17 protein-coding genes are annotated in these 20,639 nt (G+C 63.1%); 7 read left to right on the forward strand and 10 right to left on the reverse strand.

Annotation, left to right across the window (positions count from 1 at the left end; genetic code table 11):
• Complete coding sequence (locus NDO75_RS18735) at nt 1–999, reverse strand: thiamine pyrophosphate-dependent dehydrogenase E1 component subunit alpha (RefSeq protein ID WP_310908138.1); 999 nt, start codon at nt 997–999, stop codon at nt 1–3.
• Between the two features lie 169 nt (nt 1,000–1,168).
• Here NDO75_RS18735 and NDO75_RS18740 point away from each other — a divergent pair, with 169 nt between their 5' ends.
• A complete protein-coding gene (locus NDO75_RS18740; protein ID WP_310908139.1) occupies nt 1,169–1,918 on the forward strand; it encodes an SDR family NAD(P)-dependent oxidoreductase in 750 nt (249 codons plus the stop codon).
• Nucleotides 1,919–2,531: 613 nt separating this feature from the next.
• Here NDO75_RS18740 and NDO75_RS18745 read toward each other — a convergent pair.
• The 4 genes from NDO75_RS18745 to NDO75_RS18760 form a co-directional block, all read right to left on the reverse strand.
• On the reverse strand, nt 2,532–3,701 hold the full coding sequence (locus tag NDO75_RS18745) for a thiolase family protein (protein WP_310908140.1): 1,170 nt from the start codon (nt 3,699–3,701) through the stop codon (nt 2,532–2,534).
• A 477-nt stretch (nt 3,702–4,178) separates the two neighbouring features.
• Entirely contained in the window at nt 4,179–5,858 is a 1,680-nt protein-coding gene (locus NDO75_RS18750) for an AMP-binding protein (protein WP_310908141.1), read from the reverse strand.
• A 127-nt stretch (nt 5,859–5,985) separates the two neighbouring features.
• Nucleotides 5,986–6,975, reverse strand: coding sequence for an MBL fold metallo-hydrolase (locus tag NDO75_RS18755; protein ID WP_310908142.1), 990 nt, complete (start codon nt 6,973–6,975; stop codon nt 5,986–5,988).
• Nucleotides 6,976–7,139: 164 nt separating this feature from the next.
• Nucleotides 7,140–8,138 (reverse strand): TIGR04024 family LLM class F420-dependent oxidoreductase, encoded by a 999-nt coding sequence (locus tag NDO75_RS18760; RefSeq protein WP_310908143.1) that lies wholly within the window; start codon nt 8,136–8,138, stop codon nt 7,140–7,142.
• A gap of 237 nt (nt 8,139–8,375) precedes the next feature.
• On the opposite strand from NDO75_RS18760, the gene NDO75_RS18765 reads away from it, so the two are divergent.
• Nucleotides 8,376–9,176, forward strand: a complete 801-nt coding sequence (locus NDO75_RS18765; protein WP_310908144.1) for an enoyl-CoA hydratase-related protein — start codon at nt 8,376–8,378, stop codon at nt 9,174–9,176.
• 93 nt (nt 9,177–9,269) lie between these two features.
• Nucleotides 9,270–9,515, forward strand: coding sequence for a hypothetical protein (locus NDO75_RS18770; RefSeq protein WP_310908145.1), 246 nt, complete (start codon nt 9,270–9,272; stop codon nt 9,513–9,515).
• A gap of 507 nt (nt 9,516–10,022) precedes the next feature.
• Here the strand turns inward: NDO75_RS18770 and NDO75_RS18775 are convergent.
• A complete protein-coding gene (locus tag NDO75_RS18775; RefSeq protein ID WP_310908146.1) occupies nt 10,023–10,898 on the reverse strand; it encodes a 3-hydroxyacyl-CoA dehydrogenase family protein in 876 nt (291 codons plus the stop codon).
• Between the two features lie 218 nt (nt 10,899–11,116).
• Here NDO75_RS18775 and NDO75_RS18780 point away from each other — a divergent pair, with 218 nt between their 5' ends.
• Nucleotides 11,117–12,340: an acyl-CoA dehydrogenase family protein gene (locus tag NDO75_RS18780; RefSeq protein WP_310908147.1), complete on the forward strand. Its 1,224-nt coding sequence runs from the start codon at nt 11,117–11,119 to the stop codon at nt 12,338–12,340.
• A gap of 219 nt (nt 12,341–12,559) precedes the next feature.
• Nucleotides 12,560–13,045, forward strand: a complete 486-nt coding sequence (locus tag NDO75_RS18785; RefSeq protein ID WP_310908148.1) for an AsnC family transcriptional regulator — start codon at nt 12,560–12,562, stop codon at nt 13,043–13,045.
• A gap of 93 nt (nt 13,046–13,138) precedes the next feature.
• On the opposite strand, the gene NDO75_RS18790 is transcribed toward NDO75_RS18785, so the two are convergent.
• The 3 genes from NDO75_RS18790 to NDO75_RS18800 all read right to left on the reverse strand — a co-directional run bounded on the left by NDO75_RS18790 (nt 13,139) and on the right by NDO75_RS18800 (nt 17,319).
• The gene (locus NDO75_RS18790; protein WP_310908149.1) at nt 13,139–14,992 is read right to left on the reverse strand and encodes an archaea-specific SMC-related protein; all 1,854 of its coding nucleotides are present in this window, start codon (nt 14,990–14,992) and stop codon (nt 13,139–13,141) included.
• Between the two features lie 2 nt (nt 14,993–14,994).
• Nucleotides 14,995–15,579, reverse strand: coding sequence for a rod-determining factor RdfA (gene rdfA, locus NDO75_RS18795; RefSeq protein ID WP_310908150.1), 585 nt, complete (start codon nt 15,577–15,579; stop codon nt 14,995–14,997).
• Nucleotides 15,580–15,660: 81 nt separating this feature from the next.
• A complete protein-coding gene (locus tag NDO75_RS18800; RefSeq protein ID WP_310908151.1) occupies nt 15,661–17,319 on the reverse strand; it encodes a class I adenylate-forming enzyme family protein in 1,659 nt (552 codons plus the stop codon).
• Between the two features lie 213 nt (nt 17,320–17,532).
• Here NDO75_RS18800 and NDO75_RS18805 point away from each other — a divergent pair, with 213 nt between their 5' ends.
• Nucleotides 17,533–18,504: an NADPH:quinone oxidoreductase family protein gene (locus NDO75_RS18805; protein WP_310908152.1), complete on the forward strand. Its 972-nt coding sequence runs from the start codon at nt 17,533–17,535 to the stop codon at nt 18,502–18,504.
• A 485-nt stretch (nt 18,505–18,989) separates the two neighbouring features.
• Here the strand turns inward: NDO75_RS18805 and NDO75_RS18810 are convergent, their stop codons facing one another.
• Nucleotides 18,990–19,445, reverse strand: a complete 456-nt coding sequence (locus NDO75_RS18810) for a PaaI family thioesterase (protein WP_310908153.1) — start codon at nt 19,443–19,445, stop codon at nt 18,990–18,992.
• A 177-nt stretch (nt 19,446–19,622) separates the two neighbouring features.
• Between NDO75_RS18810 and NDO75_RS18815 the strand changes: the two genes are divergently transcribed.
• Nucleotides 19,623–20,603, forward strand: coding sequence for an LLM class flavin-dependent oxidoreductase (locus tag NDO75_RS18815; protein WP_310908154.1), 981 nt, complete (start codon nt 19,623–19,625; stop codon nt 20,601–20,603).
• The last annotated feature ends 36 nt before the right edge of the window (nt 20,604–20,639 follow it).

Genomic DNA, 20,639 nt, shown 5'->3' on the forward strand with positions numbered 1-20,639 from the left:
TCACTCACCCTGCCCGTAGAGGGGCGTTCTGTAGACGTGATCGTAGGCCGCTTCTGGCTCCGGTTCGGGGCTCTCTCGAGCGAATTCGACGGCTTCCTCCACTTCCGATTCGATGTTCGCGATCATGTCTTCGATTTCGCCCTCGGTCACGATATCGTTCTCGAGCAACCGCTCGCGGTAGTTCTCGATCGGATCCTTCTCCTCCTTGAGTCGTTCGTACTCCTCCTCGTCGCGATACGTCTCCTTGTCGCCCTCGAAGTGAGGAACGAGTCTGACGACGCGGCTCTCGATGACCGACGGCCCTTCGCCGTTCCGGGCGCGTTCGATCGCGTCGGAGACCGCGCGGTGCACTTCCTCCACGTCGCTCCCGTCGATGCTCTCGGTCGGCATATTGTGCGGGATCCCGTAGTCGGAGAGGTTGTCCGGCGAGAGCGACTCGGCCGGCGTCGATATCGCCCACTGGTTGTTCTCGATGACGAAGACGACCGGGAGGTCCCAGTAGGCGGCGAAGACGAGCGCCGTGTGGAACGAGCCGCGACTCGTCCCGCCGTCGCCGATAGTCGTCACCGCGACGTTGTCGGTCCCTTTCATCTCTTCGGCCAGCGCGAGCCCGACCGCCGGGTTCTGTCCGGAGCCGATGGTCGCGGCGTGGCCGTACAGCTTCCGGTCGACGTCGGAGACGTGCATCTGCCCGCCGTGGCCCTTGTTAGACCCGTCGACGCGTCCGTACAGTTCCGCCATGATCTCGGTCAGCGGAACGCCCTTCGCGATGTACTGACCGATGAGTCGCGCACCGCCGACGGCCAGCCAGTCGTCCTCTCGCATCGCGGCCCCCATTCCGACGTGTGATCCCTCGTGTCCACCGCTCAGGTGGACGAACCCGGGTATTTCTCCGTCGCCAAATCGGTCCTTCGTTTCTTCCTCGAAGATGTCGATGCGGAGCATCTCCTCGAGGAAGTCCCTCGCCGTATCGTCGTCGACGCTAATCTCCTGTGCCATGCGCTATCACATATTGGGTTGCTTCGGTGAACCGTATAAAACTACCCCAGATGGTACATATGCCAGGAAGTGCCACTCTATGGTACAACGGAGGTATGATGAAGTCGGGAGAGATTCGGCGGAGGTCCATCCATACTTTCTTGTGGGAGACACGCATCTTTGGGGGCGAATGCGAGGGTTACGAGACAAGACTGCGGTCATCACCGGCGGTGCGTCGGGTATCGGCCGTGCGACGGCGCATCGGCTGGCCGAGGAGGGCGTCGACGTGGTCGTTACCGACGTCGACGACGACGGCGGCGAGGAAACCGTCGAACGGATCGAGGCGAACGAGGCGGCGGACGGGGTGGCCGAATTCCGATCGCTCGACGTCAGCGACTACGATCGGTTCGAGGAGTGTCTGCTCGCCGCCGCCGAAACGCACGACGGCCTGGACATTCTGTTCAACAACGCCGGAATCGGCGAGGCTCGCTCGTTCCGCGAGACGACACGGGAACACAGGGACGACCTGATCGACGTGAACCTGAACGGCGTCTGGAACGGCTGCCACGCCGCACTTCCCGTTTTCGAGGAGAGCGGCGGCGGGGCGATCATCAACACGGCATCGATGGCGGGATGGAAGCCGGCGCCCATCACGACCTATGCGCTCACGAAGGCGGCGGTACTTCACTTCACGCGATCCGTGGCCGGCGAGTTCGCACAGTACGACGTGCGCATCAACGCGGTCTGTCCGGGCCTGGTCGACACGGCGATGACCGACGAGTGGTACTCCGAAGCGGAGCAGGAGGCCATGCGTCGCCAGACCGCGCTCGACCGCTGGGGCGATCCGGAAGAGATCGCGTCCTGTGTCGCGTTCTTGGCCAGCGAAGACGCCTCGTACGTGACCGGCCGCGCGATGAAAGTCGACGCCGGATACGTCTGAACGAGTGGGAGACGCTCGCTCGTCGACGTCGTTCGATCGGACCTACGCGGAATCGAAGGACGATGGTCGCGATCGAGCGAGGACGCAGCCCGGCTCGAGGACGCTTTTGAGGCTCGTCCGGAGTCATCGTCTCCCGCCGATGGTGATCCCATCGTGGGGCTGACGAAGGTCGGTACGACGTCCTATCGCCGAACGAGTTGTTTGATACCGCACCACACACTTATGGTCGCCGCTGATGAATCTCCGTAACGCAGGGGTAGATCGCAGCCGCACAACCAGCCAAATCCATCCGTTGTCATCTCCCCTGCTCATGAAACCCCGTGTCGGGCCGGTTTCCCCGGCCTTTCACCGTTCTCCGCGCGATATCCGCACGAGTCGGATCTCCTCGCCCCGCTCTGTTCAGGTCGGAAGTTCGATCCAGCTTCTCCCTCGCCAGAGAGCGAAGCCGAACGAGCGCAGTGGCAGTGCGAGTTCCGCGTGCTCTGTGGCCCCGCTCTCGCCGGCTATGAGCGCGGAGCCGACAGCACGAGCGGTCATCACGATACGAATAGCGTTCTCTGTTACCCGCTGAAAACGAGCGAATCGGCGCAGTTAGCAGGACACGCGGTCGCCGCTAGACCCGCTCGAGGATGGTAGCGACGCCCTGGCCGAAGCCGATGCACATCGCCGACAGCGCGGTGTCCTGTCCGGTGCGCTCGAGTTCGTGAGCGAGCTTCGTCATGAGCATCGCGCCGGTCGCGCCCAGCGGGTGGCCGTGGGCGATCGCGCCGCCGTTGACGTTGACGTCCTCCCAGGACGCCCCCGTCTCCTCGAGCCAGGCCGCGACGACCGACGCGAACGCCTCGTTGACCTCGAACAGATCGATATCCGCGAGGTCCATGTCGGCCTGCTCGAGGACGTTCTCGGTCGCCGGAATCGGTCCCTTCAGCATCGTGATCGGATCGACGCCGACGACCTCGGTCTGGACGATGCGGGCCATCGGTTCCCAGCCGTGTTCCTCGGCGGCCTCCTCGCTGGCGATCAACAACGCTGCCGAGCCGTCGACGATCCCCGAGGAGTTGCCGGGGTGGTGGAAGCCCTCGCCCTCCTCGCGGAACGACAGCGGCAGTTCGGCGAGCGTCTCCTCGTCGGTGCCGGGACGCGGATGTTCGTCCTGCTCGACGACGATTTCCTCGCCGTCGAGTTCGGTCTCGACGGGCGTGATCTGCTCGTCGTAACGACCTTCGTCCCACGCTCGCTTCCAGCGGCGCTGGGAGTCGGCGGCAATCTCGTCGAGCTCCGAGCGCGAGAAGCCGTACTCCTCGGCGATGCGCTCCGCTCCCTCCCCTTGATGGGTCAGCTCGTCGAAGTACTCGAAGTAGGTGTCGGTGACGGAGCCTTCCCCGTCGGCGCCCTCGGCGCCGTCCGACCCCATCGGGACGCGTGTCATGTGTTCGACCCCGCCCGCGATGAGCACGTCGTGCTGACCGGCCATGACGTTCGCCGCGGCGAAGTTGGTCGCCTGCTGGCCCGAGCCACACATCCGGTTCAACTGGACGCCGGGGACGATATCGCCCCAGCCGGCGACCATCGGTGCAAGTCTGGCGATATTGAGCCCCTGCTCGTCTACGGGTGTCACACAGCCGTAGATGACGTCTTCGATCGTCTCCGGCTCGAAGCCGTTGCGCTCGCGCAGCGCCTCGAGCGGTTCGGCGGCCAGGTCCTGCGGATGTGTATCCCGGAACGATCCGTCTCGCTTGCCAAACGGCGTTCGCACTGCATCGACGATTACAGCGTTTCTCATGGGTGCGTGTGTCACTACCACTCGCGGTAGTAATAGGCTTTGTTTATGATTTGTAATATGTAAAACCGATCTCTGACCGGTCTGTTCGTCGTAATTCGATCGTGCCACTCTGTCACTCCCAGCGCCCGAATTTGGTATCTGCGCTACCTCAAAGCATTTCGACGTGGCTATAACGTCCTATGGGTGTTATTAAGAAAGGTCGTCGGTGGCATTTCGAATGAGGTGATTACGCATTCTCCACGACTCACTCTCCGGAGTGATCGGGTGCCGATCGACGGTGGAGAATCGCGCCGGCTATGGAGCGAGCCGACAGTGCTCGGTGTACTACGCCCTCGCGACTGCTCCGATCGTACTGTCAGGGAGACGCGCTGACGAGCGCGTGTACTTCTCCCGCTCACATGCACCTCCGAGCCGATATCACCGCACACAGGGGAGAACGGGAATCGTACGAGACTGTCCTCGAGTCTCAATACACGTTTACGAGTTCGCGACGCCCTCACGCTCGCGGAGGGACTTCCGTCGGATCTTCCCGGTGGAGGTCTTGGGGAGTTCCTCGATGAACTGGATCTCACGCGGGTATTCATAGGGCGCTAATCTGTCTTTGACGCGCGTCTCGAGCGTCTCCTCGAGTTCGGCCGTCGGCCGACCGTCGTCTGCAACGACGACGAACGCTTTCGGGACCGTTCCTCGTTCGTCGTCCGGGATACCGATTACTGCGACGTCGGCGACGCTCGCGTGGCTCGCTATCGTCTCTTCGATCTCCTCGGGACTCACGCGGTAGCCCGACGTGATGATCACGTCGTCTTTGCGACCCTCGAACGAGAAGAACCCGTCTTCGTCGACCGAGCCGAGGTCTTCGGTCAGCAGCCAGCCGTTCCGGACTTTCCGATCGGTCAGGTCCCGTTTCTTCCAGTACTCCTCGAAGCAGACCGGATCGCCCTCGTATCGGACTGCGATCTCGCCGATTTCGCCTGGTTCGTCGATCGGCTCGGCCGTCTCCGGATCGACGATCGCTACCTCGTGGCCCGGCGCGGCGAGCCCCATCTTCCCAGGCCGGGGGCGTTTCAACGAGCTACAGTCGCCGATGACGAGGTTCGCTTCGGTCTGCCCGAAGAGCTCTTCGAGGGGCGCTCCGTCGAACGTGTCCGCCACCCAATCGACGACGCTCTCGCCGACCGCTTCGCCGCCCGCACCGACTCGGTGGACGGACGCCAGGTCGTATTTCTCCGCCGGAGCATCGAGTTGCATCATCATCCGCAGGGCCGTCGGCGGCGCCCCGAAGTCCGTCACTTCGTACCGTTCGAGGAGTTCGAACGCCGACTCGGCGTCGAACCTATCGGCGTCGTAGGCGACCACCGGTCGTCCGTAGTACAGCGCCGGCATCACGAGCGAGAACAGCGAGCCGATCCACGACCACTCGACGGGCGTCCAGAACACGGTCCCGTCCGTCGTCCCCCTATCGATGAACGCCTCGGCGAACGTCGGCAGGTGACCGAGGAGTAGCCGATGAGCGTGCAGTACCCCCTTCGGGTCGCCGGTCGTCCCGCTCGTGTAGATGATGATCGCGTCGTCGTCGGCGTTCGTCGCCGTCGTCTCGAACCGCCGTGACGCTCGCGTCTCGAGCGCGTCCCACGACGTCTCCGTCGCCGTCGGTTCGGTATCGACTGTCACCACCGTCTCCAGCGCTTCGAGGTCGTCGCGCACGGACCGGAGCGTCTCCGCGCTCGCGTTGCCGACGACACAGGCCGTCGCGCGGCAGTCGTCGAGTCGGTAGGCGAGGGCGTCGTCCCCGAACTGCGTGCTGAGCGGCACCGAGACGGCGCCGAGCTTCCACGCCGCGACGTGGGCGACGGCGGCTTCCGGTCGCTGTCCGAGGCAGATCCCGATTCGATCGCCCGCGGCGACGCCCTCTTCCGAGAGGTAGTTCGCGAGGCGATTCGCGTCGCGCTGGACGTCCCGAAACGCGACCGCCCGGCGGTCGCCCGACTCGTTTTCGGCGAAGAACGCGACGCGGCCGCGCTCTCGAGCCCACCGGTCACAGACGTACTCCGCCATGTTGAGCATCTCGGGGATCTCCCACTCGAAGGACTCGCGAAGCTGCTCGTAGCTCTCCCACTCACGTTCGTAGAAGTGATACTGATCGATCCGTGACACCATGTGGCAAGGGGATCACGGCGCTCGTATTAATAGTATCGTCCGTCGAACGGCGCTGCTCGGCAACGAGTGCTCTCCCGAGCGGACCGGACGAGGGGACTCACTCTGAGCTCGAAGCCGTCGCACACCGCTACTTTTTCTCGTAGAACCGGACGCCGTCTTCGAGAACGCTTCGGACGTCCCCGCGATCCTCGAGATACGCGACGAGTCCGACGGTTTCCGCGAAGATACGACCGATGCCGCGTTTCGTGCCCGCTCTCTCCGCCGCGATCTGGAAGGCCGTCGTTCGACCCGATTCGATCCGATCGAGACACCGATCGAGTTTGGACTCTAGATCGGCGATCGATCTGTCGAGGCACTCCTCGTACTGCTCGTGTACCGGCCCGTGACCCGGGAGGACGCGCTTGAACTGATACGTCTTGAGGCGCTCTAGGGTCGCACAGAACGTTCGCACGCTGTCTTCGACACCGTCGTCGAAGTTGACGAGTAGCGCCGGGGCACGGAACGGTTCGATCGCCATGTCGCCGGAAAACACCACTCGTTCGCCACCGAGAGTCGTCCCGAAACAGCAGTGGCCAATGTGATGGCCGGGTGAGTAGATCGGTTCGATCTCGCGCGTCCCGACGGTGAACGGATCGTCTCCGATCCAGACGTCGACCCCGTCTGCGGGGAGCGACTCGCGCACCGTGCGGTGAGCGGTAAGCAAGCGGTCGCTGGCGGAATCGAGGTATTCGGGTTCGAGGCCGGCCTCGAGCAGATTCGCTCGCGTTCTCTCGGCGACCGCTTCCATGTCTCGCTCGAATCGATCTCGTAATTGCTTCGGCGCGTAGACGGTCGGCGATCCGACCTCGAGCAGTGTCGGCGTCTGGCCGACGTGATCCGTGTGACCGTGCGTGAGCACCACGTGTTCGATATCCGACGGCTCGTAACCGTGGTCGCCCAGTTCCGCGTGTAGTTCCTCGGAACCGCGCTCACCGGGCGTACCCGCGTCAATGAGAATCGGCTCGTCGCCCGGTATCACGTACGCCGCCGCGTGACCAGGCGGCCACTCGACGGAGAACTCCAGTCGGTGGACGATCGCATCGCGATCGCCGACGGCCGTCCGATCTGACTCGCTCATAGCGATAGCTGTAGTGAACCACGATCGATAAGTTTCGATTAGCGGCAAAGCCGTCCCCTACCGGCGACGTCGCTCGGCGAGCGGAGGCCTGTCATCCTATCGTGGCGCACGTAGCGGTCGGCCGAAGGCCGAATCCCCCCTCTCATCGAGACCGGTCGATCGAATTACGGCGCCATCGCTACCATGGTCTCGCGTATCTCCTCGGGGTCCGCCCCCCGCGGGAACGAGATATAGATCGCGTCGACGCCGTCGATATCCTCGAATCGTTCTAGCTGCTCCCGGGCCTCCTCGGGCGTCCCGGCGGCCCCCATCTGATCGCGGAGCTCCGACTGTACCAGCTCCGTGGCGTGCTCGCGGTCCCCCCGTTGCCAGGCGTCGTAGATCTCGTGGGCGAGTTCCTCGCGTCCCTGCCGCGCGAGGTTGTCGCGGTAGAACGTCCCCATTCCGCCGAGGTAGAACGCGATGTGCTGGGCGACGAGTTCGCGAGCGCGCTCGCCGTCCTCAAGGGCGCAACAGCTCACGGAGAGGGTGACGCGGCTGTCGTCCGGATCCCTATCGCCGAGTTCGGCGCCTCGACGGAGATCCGCGAGCCGTTCCGCGACTCCCTCTCGGGTGTAGTTGACGGCGTGCCAGCCGTCGGCGAAGCGGCCGGCGAGTTCGACGGCCTTCGGCCCGAGACCGGCGGCGTCGACCGGCGGTGTGGGATCGGGTGCGTCACAGCGGAGCCGAAAGCCGTCGAGGCTGAAGTACTCGCCGTCGTAGGAGACCGGGTCGCCGGCGAGGACTTCCTTGACGATCTCGATCGTCTCTCGGGTGCGACGGAGCGGGTTACCGAACTCCATTCCGTGCCAGTTCTCGACAACGATCGGGCCGCTGGGACCGACGCCCAGGCGGAACCGGCCGTCGCTGGCCTCCTGTAGCGTCGCGGCCGTCTGGCCCAGCAGGGCCGGCGATCGAGAGTAGACGTTGGCGATGCTCGTTCCGAGACCGATCTCATCGGTCCGCTCGGCGGCCGTCGCGATCGGCGTGACCACGTCACGGCCCCACGATTCCGGAAACCAGGCGCGATCGTATCCTAACTCCTCCGCAGTTACCGCCTGATCAACGAGATCGTCGAGCGTGGGCTGTGCACCGACCGGGAGAAAGACGTCTCGGTCCGTCATACGACTCACACGTTGGTTCCCGTCGTCTTAAATGTGCATCCCCGACCGAGCGACGATTTCGACTCCTCGATCGGCTCTACCGATCCACAGCGGGTGACTGCGGACTGACGGCGAATCCTCGCCGGGCGAGTACTCGAGTCAACTCGACGCCGCTGATTTTCCCCGACACCGAACCGAACTGTTCAACCGCTCTGATTGAACAGGAGAATTATAACACTCGATTGTATTACTGGTAACATGGCGCGTTCACTACCGGAGTGTGAAAACTTCGTCCTCGAAAGAGATGACAACGTATTGTCAATCACGATCGACAGCACAACGAAATTCAACTCGCTCAACGACACGATGGGCGACGAACTGCTCGAGTTAGCGGCGTTCCTCAACGTCGACGACGGTACGCGATGTGCCGTCATGACAGGTTCCGACGGCGTATTCTGCGCCGGCGCCGACGTCGAGGGCTTCGCCGAAGACGGCCACCGACCCGATTCCGTTCGACGCGGTGCGTCGATCCTCCACGATGCCATCGTCCAGTTCCATCAGGCGGACGTGCCGTTGATCACCGGGGTCAACGGCGTCGCGACCGGTGCCGGACTCGGAATCGCACTTCTGGGAGATATCGTCCTGATCAGCGAGGACGCTCGCTTCGAGTACGCCTACCCGCGTCTCGGGCTGCCGGGCGACGGCGGTGCGACGTTCCACCTGCCTCGATTCGTCGGTCTTCGGAAAGCGAAGGACATCGCCTTGCTCGATCGGCCGATCACGCCGGACGAGGCGGTCGAGTGGGGGTTGGCGACCGAATCGGTTCCCGACGACGAACTGGACGGCCGGCTCGACGAGCTAGCCCACGAACTGGCGTCCGGACCGACGCGAGCGTACGGGGCCGCGAAGCAGCTCCTCACGCGGAGTTTCGATCGATCGCTCGAGGAACAGCTCGCGGCGGAGACCGACGCAATCGCGACGGCGGCGGAGACCAACGACCACGCCGAGGGCGTCGCTGCGTTCGTGGAGAAGCGCGAACCGGAATTCGAGGGGCATTGAGCCGGGCTCGGTCGACCGATTTCCATCCCGAACGCGGTTTTCCGCCGAAGAAATATACAAACGGACGGAGCACACACTCTGTTACAGAATACCATGACAGAGAAAGTCGTACTATCGCGGATAGAGCATGTTCCGTCGGACGCGAGGGTCTACCATTACGATGAACTCTCCGAGAAGGCAAAAGAGTGTCTTCCCCGTCTGATCCGGACTGATACTTCAGAACTGGCCGGTTCCGAACAGGTCGTCGCCGCGTTCGAATCGTACGACCTCGTCAAGTTCGTCGATTACTACCGGATCACGGTTCGCGAGGAACCGCCATCGGCATCGCCCCCTCGCTGACTATTCCTCGTCTCTCTGTCTCGAGCGACACGACCGATAGCTTTCGGTATCACTGTCCCGTCGTCGCCAAAGCCGGTGCTACTTCTCCATGCCAAATTGTACCATACACCTCTTCGATTTGATTTCGCACACTATTCTCGTCCGACGAGATAGAGATAACACCCTAAGCCCGTTATTCTCTTCGATCGGACGATGGATCTCGAACACTTTCACTCGTACGGCGATCACCGAACATAAAAAGTCGACTTTCGCGACGGGGTTCCGTGCCATCTGACCGGAAAGATCGATACAGCGTCCGAAGCGGTTCTGTTCCTCGTCTCAGTAATTGCGGCCAATCGAGTCGCCGACGCCTCGCTCTAATTTCGTCGATATCGATTCTGCTGCGATACGCGGGTTACGGAGACGGTAGATGGCGATCGCGACCGGAATATGCCGCTATCTGATCGGCTGACTGGCGATCCGGATACCTCAAAACTGACGCTGAAAGCCGACTGTCGATCGGTAGAACTACTCCTCGCCGCTCACACCCACGATCTCGCCGTCCTCCCAGACGTAGAACCCCTCGCCCGTCTTTCGACCGAGTTTACCGGCGCGGAGTTTGCGTTTCAACAGTTGGGGTGGCTTGAACCGTTCGCCCAACTCTTCTCGAAGATACTCCATCACTTCGACGTTGACGTCGACGCCGGTGTGATCGACGAGTTCGATCGGCCCCATCGGGAGGTTGTACCCCAGCCGCATCGTCTCGTCGATGTCCTCGATACTCGCCACGCCCTCCTGGGCCATGCGGATCGCCTCGAGGCTGAACATCGCGCCGAGGCGCGACGACGCGAACCCGGGGACGTCGTTGACGGTCGTGGGCGTCTTCCCGATGCTCTCGACGTAGTGGTCCGCGAGCTCCTTCGTGTCCGCGCTCGTCTGTTCCGCGACGACGATCTCCACCAACGGCATGATGTGCGCCGGATTAAAGAAGTGGAGCCCGATGCAGCGAGACGGCTCCTCGAGGACGCTCGCGATCTCCGTGACCGAGAGCGACGAGGTGTTCGTCGCCACGACGGCGTCGTCGGGTGTGAACTCCTCGACCTCCTCGAAGACGTCCTGCTTGAGATCGAGCTGTTCAGGGACCGCCTCGATGACGAAATCGGCCTCCTCGACGGCAGCCTCGAGCGAGACCGTTCCGGTAATTCGCTCGATCGCGTCTTCCTTCTCGGCCGGCGTGATCTTTTCGCGCTTGATCCCTTCCTCGAGGTTCGCCTCAATGCGCTCGAGGCCTTTTTCGACGAGTTCCTGTTCGATGTCGCGGACGATAACAGAGTGTCCGCCGAGAGCACTGACGTGAGCGATACCGTTACCCATAGAGCCCGCTCCGAGGACTGCAACCTTCATGCTATGTCAAACCTCACCGCTTACATCCGGGTCCTTCGTAATATAGTTATTGCAGACCGTCAGGCTTCGCGGGCCTTCGAGATGTGAACTCCCCCCACGTGCCGACTGACGTTCCGTCCGCAGGCGCTTGACCGACACCGAACGCGGTTGGAAACCCAGCACGGGGTGGGGGTGATCCGAAGCTATTTGACTTCCGCGGTACGTCTTGTAGCTACCCTATGTGTGCAGCACCCGCAGACAGCGGTGTCTCTTTCGATACCGGCGACGAAACCGAGCTGATCCTCGAGAACCTCGATCAATTCATCGAGCAGGAGATCGAACCGCTCGAGGACGAGCACGAAGCCCTCCTCGCGAACCCCAGAGTCGGTCACGAGGAAGACGGTCGTCTCACTGACGAGTATCTCGATCTCATCGAAACGGTTCGGAAGACGTCGGCCGAGGCCGGATTCTACGCGATGAACATGCCCGAAGACGTGGGCGGCTCCGGCGTATCGACCGTAACGTGGTACCGCGCGATCACGCATGTCTTCTCCAAGGGACGCGGACTGAACGAGCACGTGCTGGCGGGTCCCGAGGGGCCGAAGCCGCTGTTGCTGTTAGCCGACGACGAACAGCGCACCGAGTACGTCGAACCCGTCGTCCGCGGCGAGCAGTCGACGGCGTTCGCCCAGACGGAGCCGACGGCGGGGTCGGACTCGCCCGCGATGCAGACGTCGGCCGAACGGGACGGCGACGAGTGGATACTCAACGGACAGAAGCAGTGGATCACGAACGCCCCGTACGCAGACTTCGCCCAGGTCTTCGCGCGGACGTCGCCGCCGGACGAAGCCGGACGCTACGGCGGGATCACCTGCTTCATCGTCGAGGAGGATGAGTGGGAACTCGGCTCGATCAACAACACGCCGGCCCAGCTCGGCCAACAGGCGGAGCTCCGCTTCGACGACGTCCGAATCCCGAACGAACGCGTTCTGGGGGAGGTCGGGGACGCCTTCTACGCCGCGATGGACTTCCTCTCGCTCGGTCGCCTGGAACTCGGCGCACAGGCCGTCGGGTTGGCGGACTACGTGCTGGATCGGGCGACCGAGTACGCACAAGAGCGCGAGGCCTTCGGCCAGCCCATCGGGAACTTCCAGCAGGTTTCTTCGAAGGTCGCCCGCGGCCGGGCAAACCGCTACGCGGCCGACTCCGCGGGACTCCGCTGTGCGTGGGCGATGGACCGGGACCGACCGGTCGTCGAGGAAACGTCGATATTCAAGTGGCTCGCGACGCAGACCTACTGGAACGCCGCAGACGCCGCCGTCCAGATCCACGGCGGCAACGGGCTCAGCGAAGAGTACGGCTTCATGGATCACCTCAACTACGCGCGACTCCTCCGCATCGTCGAGGGGACCGACGAACTCCAGCTTAACACGATCGCCAAGCAGAACGGCCTCCTCGAGTAAAGTCGACTATCACGGGAGTCAGTGAGTACCTGTCGTAATCGAGAGCGATATCCGGGGCACAATCGCCGTTTCGCTCCCGCGCAGGGCCGAGTCGGCAGTGATACCGAGACGATGGAAGCGCTTCGGCCGTATTCGGACGGCTTTCCCGACGGGGAACCGCCGTCCACCGACCCCGGTCCACCGCGAGAGTTTAAGAGGTTGTAGTCGAATCACTCGGGCATGTCAGACGGCTCCCGCGACGACCTTCTCGAACTGGACGAAATCGATCGACGTATCCTCGAGATACTGGCGAACGACCCGCGGAGCCCGTACGCGGACATCGCGGACGAACTCGCCGAACACGGTATCGATATGAGCAGCGAAGGCGTTCGCCGACGGGTGACGTCGCTGCTCGAGAACATGACGAGCTTCTTCCTGCCTCGGCCGGAGCGAAACAGCTGGGAGATCGTCCTCGTGACAGTTCGGACGGCCGACGAACCCGATGCGAAACAGGAGGTCTTCGACGCGATGTCGGACATGGACTTCTGGTTCGTCGCGGAGGGCTTCGGTACCGTCGATCTGTACGCGATCGCCACCGCGAAATCGAACCTCGAGATAGACGACTTACTCGTTCAAGTGAGAGGGCTTGAGTCCGTGACCGAGATGGATCACTTCATCGAAACCGACCGTGCCGTAAACATAAGAAACTACCTTCCTGTTTATTGAAGGGGTCCTATGAGGACTTCTCTCAGCGTCTCTAGTGGAGAAAACGGTAGCAATGTTGCGATAGATTAAACGACAGAAGATTGTGGCGCCTACTTATCCTCGAACGGGCGGTTCGAACGCGATCGTATCGAACGTCGCGTCGACGGCGGATTCCGGATGAACTGTCGCGACCAAATAGTCGGTTTCGTCGGCGAAGTGGTCGACCAGTCTCTGCGTCCGTTCCGCGTCGAAAGCGCCCAGTGAATCCAGGACCAGCACCGGCGTGATCTCCGCGACGTCATACGTGATGAACCCGGCTAGCGCGAGCACCAGCCCGACCATCTCCCGCTCGCTCTCGGCGAGGTGGTCGAGAGAGTCCTGCTGGGTCTTTCCGTCGACCTCTCGGGCGATCACGAGTTCGAACTCGCCGTCGAGCCACACGCGCTCGATCCGCTCGAACTCGAGCGCGTCCAACAGTTCGTCCATCGTCCCGTTGAACACCTCTCGGAGTTCGCTCTCGAGGTTCTCGATCCGGTCGGTCAGCGCCGTGATCTCGTCGCTCAACTCCTCGATCTCGTCGCGTTTGCGTTCGATTTCCGCCTGCGTCTCTCGCAGCGATTCACACGTGTCTTCGAGCCGCTCGATCTCCCGCCGGAGCGTCTGGATTTCGACGCGCGTCTCCTCGATCTCCTCGGTGAGCGCCGACTGCTCGGAGCGCTGATCGGCCGCCTGTTCGGCGATCTCGTCGTCGAGTTCGTCGAGCCGGTCGCGAACGGTCCGGAGCTGGCTCCGCCGGTCGTCGAGCGAGTCGCGCCGACTCGCCAGCTTCTGCTCGACGTCTCGCTTCTCCGATTCGAGCTCCTGCAGTTTCGTTTCCGACCGCCGGACTTCCTCGATCTGTTCGGTTAGTTCGTCGATCTCGGGTTCGCGTTCCCGCTTTCGCCGCTTGTCTTCCTTGACGAGTTCCGTCAGTTCGTCGACCGTCTCATCCAAGTCCTCGAGGGGGGCGGAGCGGCCGCAGGTCCAGCAGGTCACCTCGTCGCCCATGAGGCCGGTATCGCGGCCGAGCGCGCCGGTGAACTCGGAGTCGAGCATCTCTCGATTCGCGGTCAGGACCGACTGCAAGACGTCGAGCCGTCGGGTCACGTCGTCGAGTTCGGACCGGACGCTCTCGCGTTCTTGTTTGAGTTGCTCGAGATCGTTCGATTCGACGGCCTCCCGCGTCGATTCGATGTCGGCTTCGATCTCGGTTCCCCGTTCCTCGAGCCGGTCGATAGCGCTCTCGAGTTGCTCGATCTGCGTCTCGTGCTCGGTTTCGTCCGAGCGGAGGTCGGCTCGCTCGTCGCGGAGTTCCTGGAGGCCGTCATCGTCTTCGGTGCTGTCGGCCTCTTGCTCGTCGTAGAGTTCCTCGAGGGTCGTCTCGAGTTCGTCGAGTCGGTCGCGCTTTTCGGCGAGTTCGCGTTCGCGGTCTCCGAGGCGTTCGTCGACGTCGCCGGCCGATTCCACGTCGCCGGCGAGTTCCCGCTTCCGGCGCATCTTCGACGCGCGTTCCTCCTCGAGCGCCTCGATGTTCATCGGTTCCTTCAGTAGCGTCTCGATGTCTTCGTTGCGAGCGACGGCGCTCCTGAGGGAGTTCGTCTCCAGTAACGCCGCGAACCGCTCGAGGAGGGTGACGTCGTCGGAGTCGCTGATCCAGGCCTCACCGCTCGTTTCGACGCCGGCCTCGGTCCGGCGAGCGGTCCGTTCGACGCGCCGATCGCCGATCGAGAGCACTGCACGCGCCTCCTCGGTTCCGCTTCGGATCGGAACCGTCCTGGCTCCGAGAGCGAAGAGGAGGCCCTTGAGCAGCGAACTCTTGTTCGCTGCGTTGGGCCCCTGAATGAACGTCGTTCCCTCGGTAACCGAGATCTCTTTCCGTTCGATGCCACCGATGTTTTCGAGTTCGAGGTGTAGTGTTCGTTCAGACATGGTTATTCATTGCAGCGACAGACGTAGCCGCGACGAATCGCTCGTTCGGCGGGGACGCGGGCGTGACAGTTCTCGCACTCGAGTTCGGCGGTGACTGACACGGCGACATCGCCCCCGGCGGTCAATTGACCCTTATTCGTGAGCGATTGGACGGCCTCCGACATCTTCGAATCGGCGTGATTCCGGGCGATTTCGATCGCGTCCTGTTCCCACTCGCCGCTCGCGAGTTCGACGTCGGAGTCCAGACACTCCTTCAGATGGGTCCGGATTACGCCATAGGACACGAAGTCCTTCCGTAGTCGATCGATCGGGACGCCGGCGTTGGCCAGCTCCGTCGCGACTTCCTCTGCGATCGTCTCGTCCGATCGGAGCCGTTCGTACTTCGACTCGGCCTCGTCCCCCAGCGTCGAGAGGCCCGCGCGGTCCATCTCGCGGCGCAGCATGAGCGTGTTGAACCACTCTGCGAGCTGTCGATATCCCTTGCGTTGCGGTGGATCCGCCTGCCACTGCTCGAGCAACTCCTCCTCGTATCTGTCCATCCCGTACTCGTCTAATATTCGGCATACTTTACACCCGTATTCGCTCATTGGTCGTAGCTACGTCCGGGTACAAATAAAAACCCCGATTCGAGCAAGCTGCGGAAACGCTATTGATCGCGATCGGCGTCTTCAGTCGCTCGAGTCGGGACTCCGGACTCGCTCTCGGAGCTCCGTCTTGACCACTTTGCCGACCGGATTCCGGGGGACCTCCTCGACGACCTCCAGCCGCTCGGGCCGCTTGTAGACGGCGACGTCGTCGCCCATGTACTCCGTGATGTCCTCGAGTCGGAGGTCTTCGCCCGACTGTGGCACTGCGAAGACCGCCACCCGCTCGCCCAGGTCTTCGTGCGGTTCGCCGACGACGGCGGCGTCGGCGACCTTCGGATGCTCGATGACGATGTTCTCGACTTCCTTCGCGCTGATGGTGAACCCGCCTCGGATGATGACGTCCTTCTTCCGGTCGAAGAAGCTCATGTAATCGTCCTCCTCGACCTGGAACAGATCGCCGGTGTAGAAGTAGCCGTCCGCGTCGAACGCGTCCGCCGTGAGCTCGGGCTGGTTGTAATAGCCGGCCATGAGTCCCGGGCCCTTGAACGCGACTTCACCGACCTCGCCCGGCTCGGTCACTTCCTCGCCGCTCTCGGGGTCGACGATACGGATGTCGACGGTATCGATTCGCGGGTCGTCGATACCCCAGTCGACGTCCTCGGCGAACCGCGGAAAGTCCGTCGCGCGCCGCTCGAGGGGCGTCGTCTTCGGACCGCTGATGGCCGACGTCCCCTCGTTCTGGCCCCAGATGTTGATGATCTCGATCCCCCACCGCTCGTTGAACTCCTGCATCGCCCACTCCGAGGGAGCGGCCGAGCCGGTCGTGATCGTCTCGACGTCGCTCAGGTCGAACTCGTCCACGTCGGGGTGTTTGAGCAACTGGTTCAGCATCGCGGGTACGAGGATGGTGAACGTGACGCCCTCGTCCTGCATCTGCTCGACCATCAGCCCGAGGTCGATGGGGTGGTGAAGCACGAGCGTTCCCCGAGCGAGCAGCCACGGCACGTAATTGACGCCGAGCGCGGTCATGTTGACCAACGGCGCCGCACAGAGGACCACGTCCCCCTCGTTCATGTCACATAGCGGCGGCGTCGGGTTCGACTGCCAGTTGTTGTGCGTCATCGGGCACGCCTTGGGATCGGCGGTCGTCCCCGACGTCCACTGGAGGTTGAACACCTCGTTGGCACCGACCTCGACGTCGTCGAGCGCCGCGGTATCCGCGTCGGCGGTCGTAAACTCGCGAACGTCCGCGAACGAGATGACGTCCTCGAGCGTCGCCGACTCGTCGGCGAACGCCGTCGCCATCTCGACGTGGTCGAATCCGTTAAACTCCCGCGGCCCGACGTAGGCGACGGCCTCCGTCACGTCCACTACGTGCTCGAGTTCGTGTCGCCGCCACTGGATCGGCATGGGCGACAGGACGGCGCCCGCCCGGGCGACCGCCAGATACAACATGGCCAACTCCCACGTGTTTGGCAACTGCGCCACGACGAAGTCGTCCTTTCCAATGCCGCGCTCGCGAAGCGACGCCGCGACGGCGTCGACGGCGTCGGCGAACTCCGCGTACGTCAGTCGCTCGGGTTCCCGGTCGACCAACTCCGGCGTGTTCGGCGGATCGACGACGGCCGTCCGATCGGGATACCGGTCGACGGTGTCCGCGAACCGCTCGAGTAGCGTCTCGTCGCCCCAGGCGCCCGCTTCCTCGTACCGTGCTATCTGCTCGGGATCGTGTAACTCCATGGACACTGTATATAGCCAACACATACCGTGATAGATGTTTTGCCCACCGACACCGCGCCGGTGAGGGAAACGAGCGTACGCGTCGACGACCGTTCTCTGCTCGCGTCGACGCTATTAAAGGCGCGAAGGAATCGCGACGTTCGTGGCCGGTCGGCCGCTGACCGACGCTCACCACGGTCGACACTTATCATGGTGCCGTCCGAATCGGTGGACGTGAACGCTATCGAAGTCGCAGAACACGGTGACAGTACCGTACTCAAACTCGTCGACAAACCGATCCCGGAACCCGAACTTGGCGAGGTCCGAATTCGGGTGGAGGCGGCGGGTATCAACTTCGCCGACGTCATGCAGCGCCGCGGCACGTATCCCGGCGGTCCCGAACCACCGTACGTCCCCGGAGCGGAGGCCGCTGGAACGGTCGACGCGGTCGGAGAGGGCGTCGACGCCGAGGTCGGCGACCGGGTCGTCGCCATGCCTGGTGGCGGCGGGTACGCGGAGTACGTCACGGCGAGCGAAGAGTTGCTGTTCCCGGTCCCCGACGGAATGGGGTTCGCCGAAGCGGCCGGTTTTCCCGTCCAGTTTCTCACCGCTCATTCCTGTCTCTTCGAGTGGGGCGAACTCGAGGAAGGCGAGTCGGTGTTGGTCCAGGCGGCCGCGGGCGGAGTCGGGACGGCTGCTATCCAACTCGCCTCTCGGGCCGACGCGACGGTGTTCGGCACCGCGAGCACCGACGCGAAACTCAATCTCGCGGCCGACCTCGGTTGTGATCACCCGATTAACTACACCGAGACGGACTTTCGCGACGTGGTCGACCGCGAAACCGACGGTGACGGCGTCGACCTCGTTTTAGAGAGCGTCGGCGACGACGTCTTCGAGCGGAGCCTCGATGCGCTCGCCCACTTCGGTCGGCTCGTCACCTACGGCGTCGCCAGCGGCACTCCAGCGGCCGCCGAGAACAAGCGGCTGCTCTTCGAGAACAAGAGCGTCCGCGGCTTCCACCTCGGGCAGGCACTCGCGCGTGACCCGGCCCGGATCACGACGGCCGTTTCGGATCTGACGGTAGGGTTCTCGAGCGGCGACCTCGAGGTGATTGTCGGCAGTGATTTCGCGCTCGAGGACGCCGCGGCGGCTCACCGGTTCATCGAGGAGCGAAAGAGCACCGGGAAAGTCGTCCTGACGCCGTGACGGTCGGTCTCTAGTCGAGCCATCTCCGGTCTCCGCCTCGACCGGAACGATCTAGCGGACGCGTTGTGACCACTCGAACCGCCGAACGAATCCGGGTCACGGATCGCCACGTCAGCGACGTCGACTCCACTCTTAGGAACGGCCGACACGGACGGACGGACGGACGGGCGTTACCTTCGGTTCCGCTGCTGATCTCAGATCAGATTTGATGAATTTAATCATTTAAATAAATCTCATATAAATTTATATTGCCGGCGGCAATTTTGACGAGTTCTCTGTCTGTTCACGGATCAATTCGGATTTTATCGCCCAATTATCCCGGAATTCGACCGGATCGGTGAGTGTAGTTTCGATCGTTGGCCGTGACGGTAGCGAAGATAAATTATAATTCAGTTCCGTATACTTCGCTCACGCGTCGTTGGGGAAGGTCGACAGTGATGATCGCGACCAGGCGGACCTCGACCGACCGTTGGCCTCGTACTGCGTCAGTCGCTGCTATCGCCGCGGCCGCTCAGCCAGGGGTTATCGTCGGACTCGCTACCGCCCTCAGTCGACGAACGGCCGACCTTATAGACGCCGCGGGCGGTCGCCACGCACGTATCGTCCGCATCGCGGACTTCGATATCGACCGGCGCGACCTGTCCGCCGTGTCGAACGACGGTCGCGGTCGCCCGAAGGTCGCTCCGGACGGGTGCGAGGTAGTCGATGCGCATATCGATAGTCGGGCAGACTTCTCCGACGGCAGAGATAGCTGCCATTCCGCCGACGTGGTCCGCCAACGCGTAGGTGGCGCCGCCGTGTGCGATCTCGGTGTGCTGGTTCGAAGAGAGGTCGTCTCGAAACGGTAACCGCGCCTCGGCGCGGCCGTCTTCCGCCTCCACCAGTTCGATGCCGAGGAGTTGGGCGAACGGATTAGAGTCCGTAATCGTGAACGGATCCATCGAACGCGTCGACCACGTCGAGCGAGAAAAGTGTCCGGTTCGCGAACACCGATTCCGACTCGAGATACGGGCGAACGAGGTCGTTCTGCGCTGTCAGTCGATATGGCGGCGTAATCCGCGCACTGAACAGTCCGTTCAACCGACTGGTTTTTCTGGTTTGATGGTGTGCTATGATCCGTGCCAACGGATTTACTACTGCCGCAGTCGAGGGGATCGAACACCGAACTGGCGGTTCGCGCGGAGGAACTCGGGTACGACGGCCTCTGGCTCGGCGAACTCTGGGGATCGAGTTCCGTCGTCGAACTGACCGACATCGCGAACCACACCGACACCGTCGACATCGGCACGGCGATCGTCAACGTCTTCTCGCGAACGCCCGCCGTCCTGGCGATGACCGCCGCGTCGCTGGCCCGCGTCTCGGACGGCCGCTTCCGGCTCGGCGTCGGCACGTCGACGCGAAAGGCCGTCGAAGATCTGCACGGAATGGCGTGGAACGATCCGAACCCGGTCAGACGGGCCCACGAGACCATCGAACTCACCAAGGCGTTCCTCGAGGGCGATGGACGCGTCGAATACGAGGGCGAGATCTTCGACGTCCGGGATTTCCCGTCGCTGAACGTCGACGTTCCGATCTACCACGCGGCGCTCGGGAAGGCGAACCGGCGCGTCGTCGCCCGACTGTGCGACGGCTGGATTCCCCACAACGTTCCGTTCCCCGACCTCGAGGACGAGTTCGAGTACATCGTCGAGCAGATGGGCGAAGCGGGACGCGACGCGACGATCGACGTCGCGCCGTACGTTCCCGCAGCCGTCAGCGACGATCCCGACGAGGCCAGGGACACCATTCGCGGTCACGTCGCGTACTACGTCGGCAACGGACGAGGGTACGAACGGGCGGTCGCACAGCGGTTTCCCGACGGCGCCGCTGCCGTCGCCGAGGCTTGGCGCGACGGCGATCGAGCGGCCGCCGCCGGAAACGTCACCGACGAGATGGTCGACGCGCTCGGCGTCGCGGGAACGCCCGGCCAAGCGCGCGACCAGTTCCGTGAGATCGCTGCCATCGACTGCGTCAGTCGCCCGATGGTGACCATCCCGAGCAACGCGGACGATCGGATCGTCGAACGGACTATCGAAGAGTTAGCGCCAGCGCGGTACTGAGACCGGAAGCGACGCGGCGTCGAGCGCCGTTCCCCG

This window comes from Natrinema sp. 1APR25-10V2 (assembly GCF_031626495.1).
Classification (GTDB): domain Archaea; phylum Halobacteriota; class Halobacteria; order Halobacteriales; family Natrialbaceae; genus Natrinema.

Bases quoted from the DNA above. Each gene is read 5' to 3' on its own strand.
- NDO75_RS18735 (WP_310908138.1), bottom strand. From the start codon at position 999: ATGGCACAGGAGATTAGCGTCGACGACGATACGGCGAGGGACTTCCTC.
- NDO75_RS18740 (WP_310908139.1), top strand. From the start codon at position 1,169: ATGCGAGGGTTACGAGACAAGACTGCGGTCATCACCGGCGGTGCGTCG.
- NDO75_RS18745 (WP_310908140.1), bottom strand. From the start codon at position 3,701: ATGAGAAACGCTGTAATCGTCGATGCAGTGCGAACGCCGTTTGGCAAG.
- NDO75_RS18750 (WP_310908141.1), bottom strand. From the start codon at position 5,858: ATGGTGTCACGGATCGATCAGTATCACTTCTACGAACGTGAGTGGGAG.
- NDO75_RS18755 (WP_310908142.1), bottom strand. From the start codon at position 6,975: ATGAGCGAGTCAGATCGGACGGCCGTCGGCGATCGCGATGCGATCGTC.
- NDO75_RS18760 (WP_310908143.1), bottom strand. From the start codon at position 8,138: ATGACGGACCGAGACGTCTTTCTCCCGGTCGGTGCACAGCCCACGCTC.
- NDO75_RS18765 (WP_310908144.1), top strand. From the start codon at position 8,376: ATGGCGCGTTCACTACCGGAGTGTGAAAACTTCGTCCTCGAAAGAGAT.
- NDO75_RS18770 (WP_310908145.1), top strand. From the start codon at position 9,270: ATGACAGAGAAAGTCGTACTATCGCGGATAGAGCATGTTCCGTCGGAC.
- NDO75_RS18775 (WP_310908146.1), bottom strand. From the start codon at position 10,898: ATGAAGGTTGCAGTCCTCGGAGCGGGCTCTATGGGTAACGGTATCGCT.
- NDO75_RS18780 (WP_310908147.1), top strand. From the start codon at position 11,117: ATGTGTGCAGCACCCGCAGACAGCGGTGTCTCTTTCGATACCGGCGAC.
- NDO75_RS18785 (WP_310908148.1), top strand. From the start codon at position 12,560: ATGTCAGACGGCTCCCGCGACGACCTTCTCGAACTGGACGAAATCGAT.
- NDO75_RS18790 (WP_310908149.1), bottom strand. From the start codon at position 14,992: ATGTCTGAACGAACACTACACCTCGAACTCGAAAACATCGGTGGCATC.
- rdfA (WP_310908150.1), bottom strand. From the start codon at position 15,579: ATGAGCGAATACGGGTGTAAAGTATGCCGAATATTAGACGAGTACGGG.
- NDO75_RS18800 (WP_310908151.1), bottom strand. From the start codon at position 17,319: ATGGAGTTACACGATCCCGAGCAGATAGCACGGTACGAGGAAGCGGGC.
- NDO75_RS18810 (WP_310908153.1), bottom strand. From the start codon at position 19,445: ATGGATCCGTTCACGATTACGGACTCTAATCCGTTCGCCCAACTCCTC.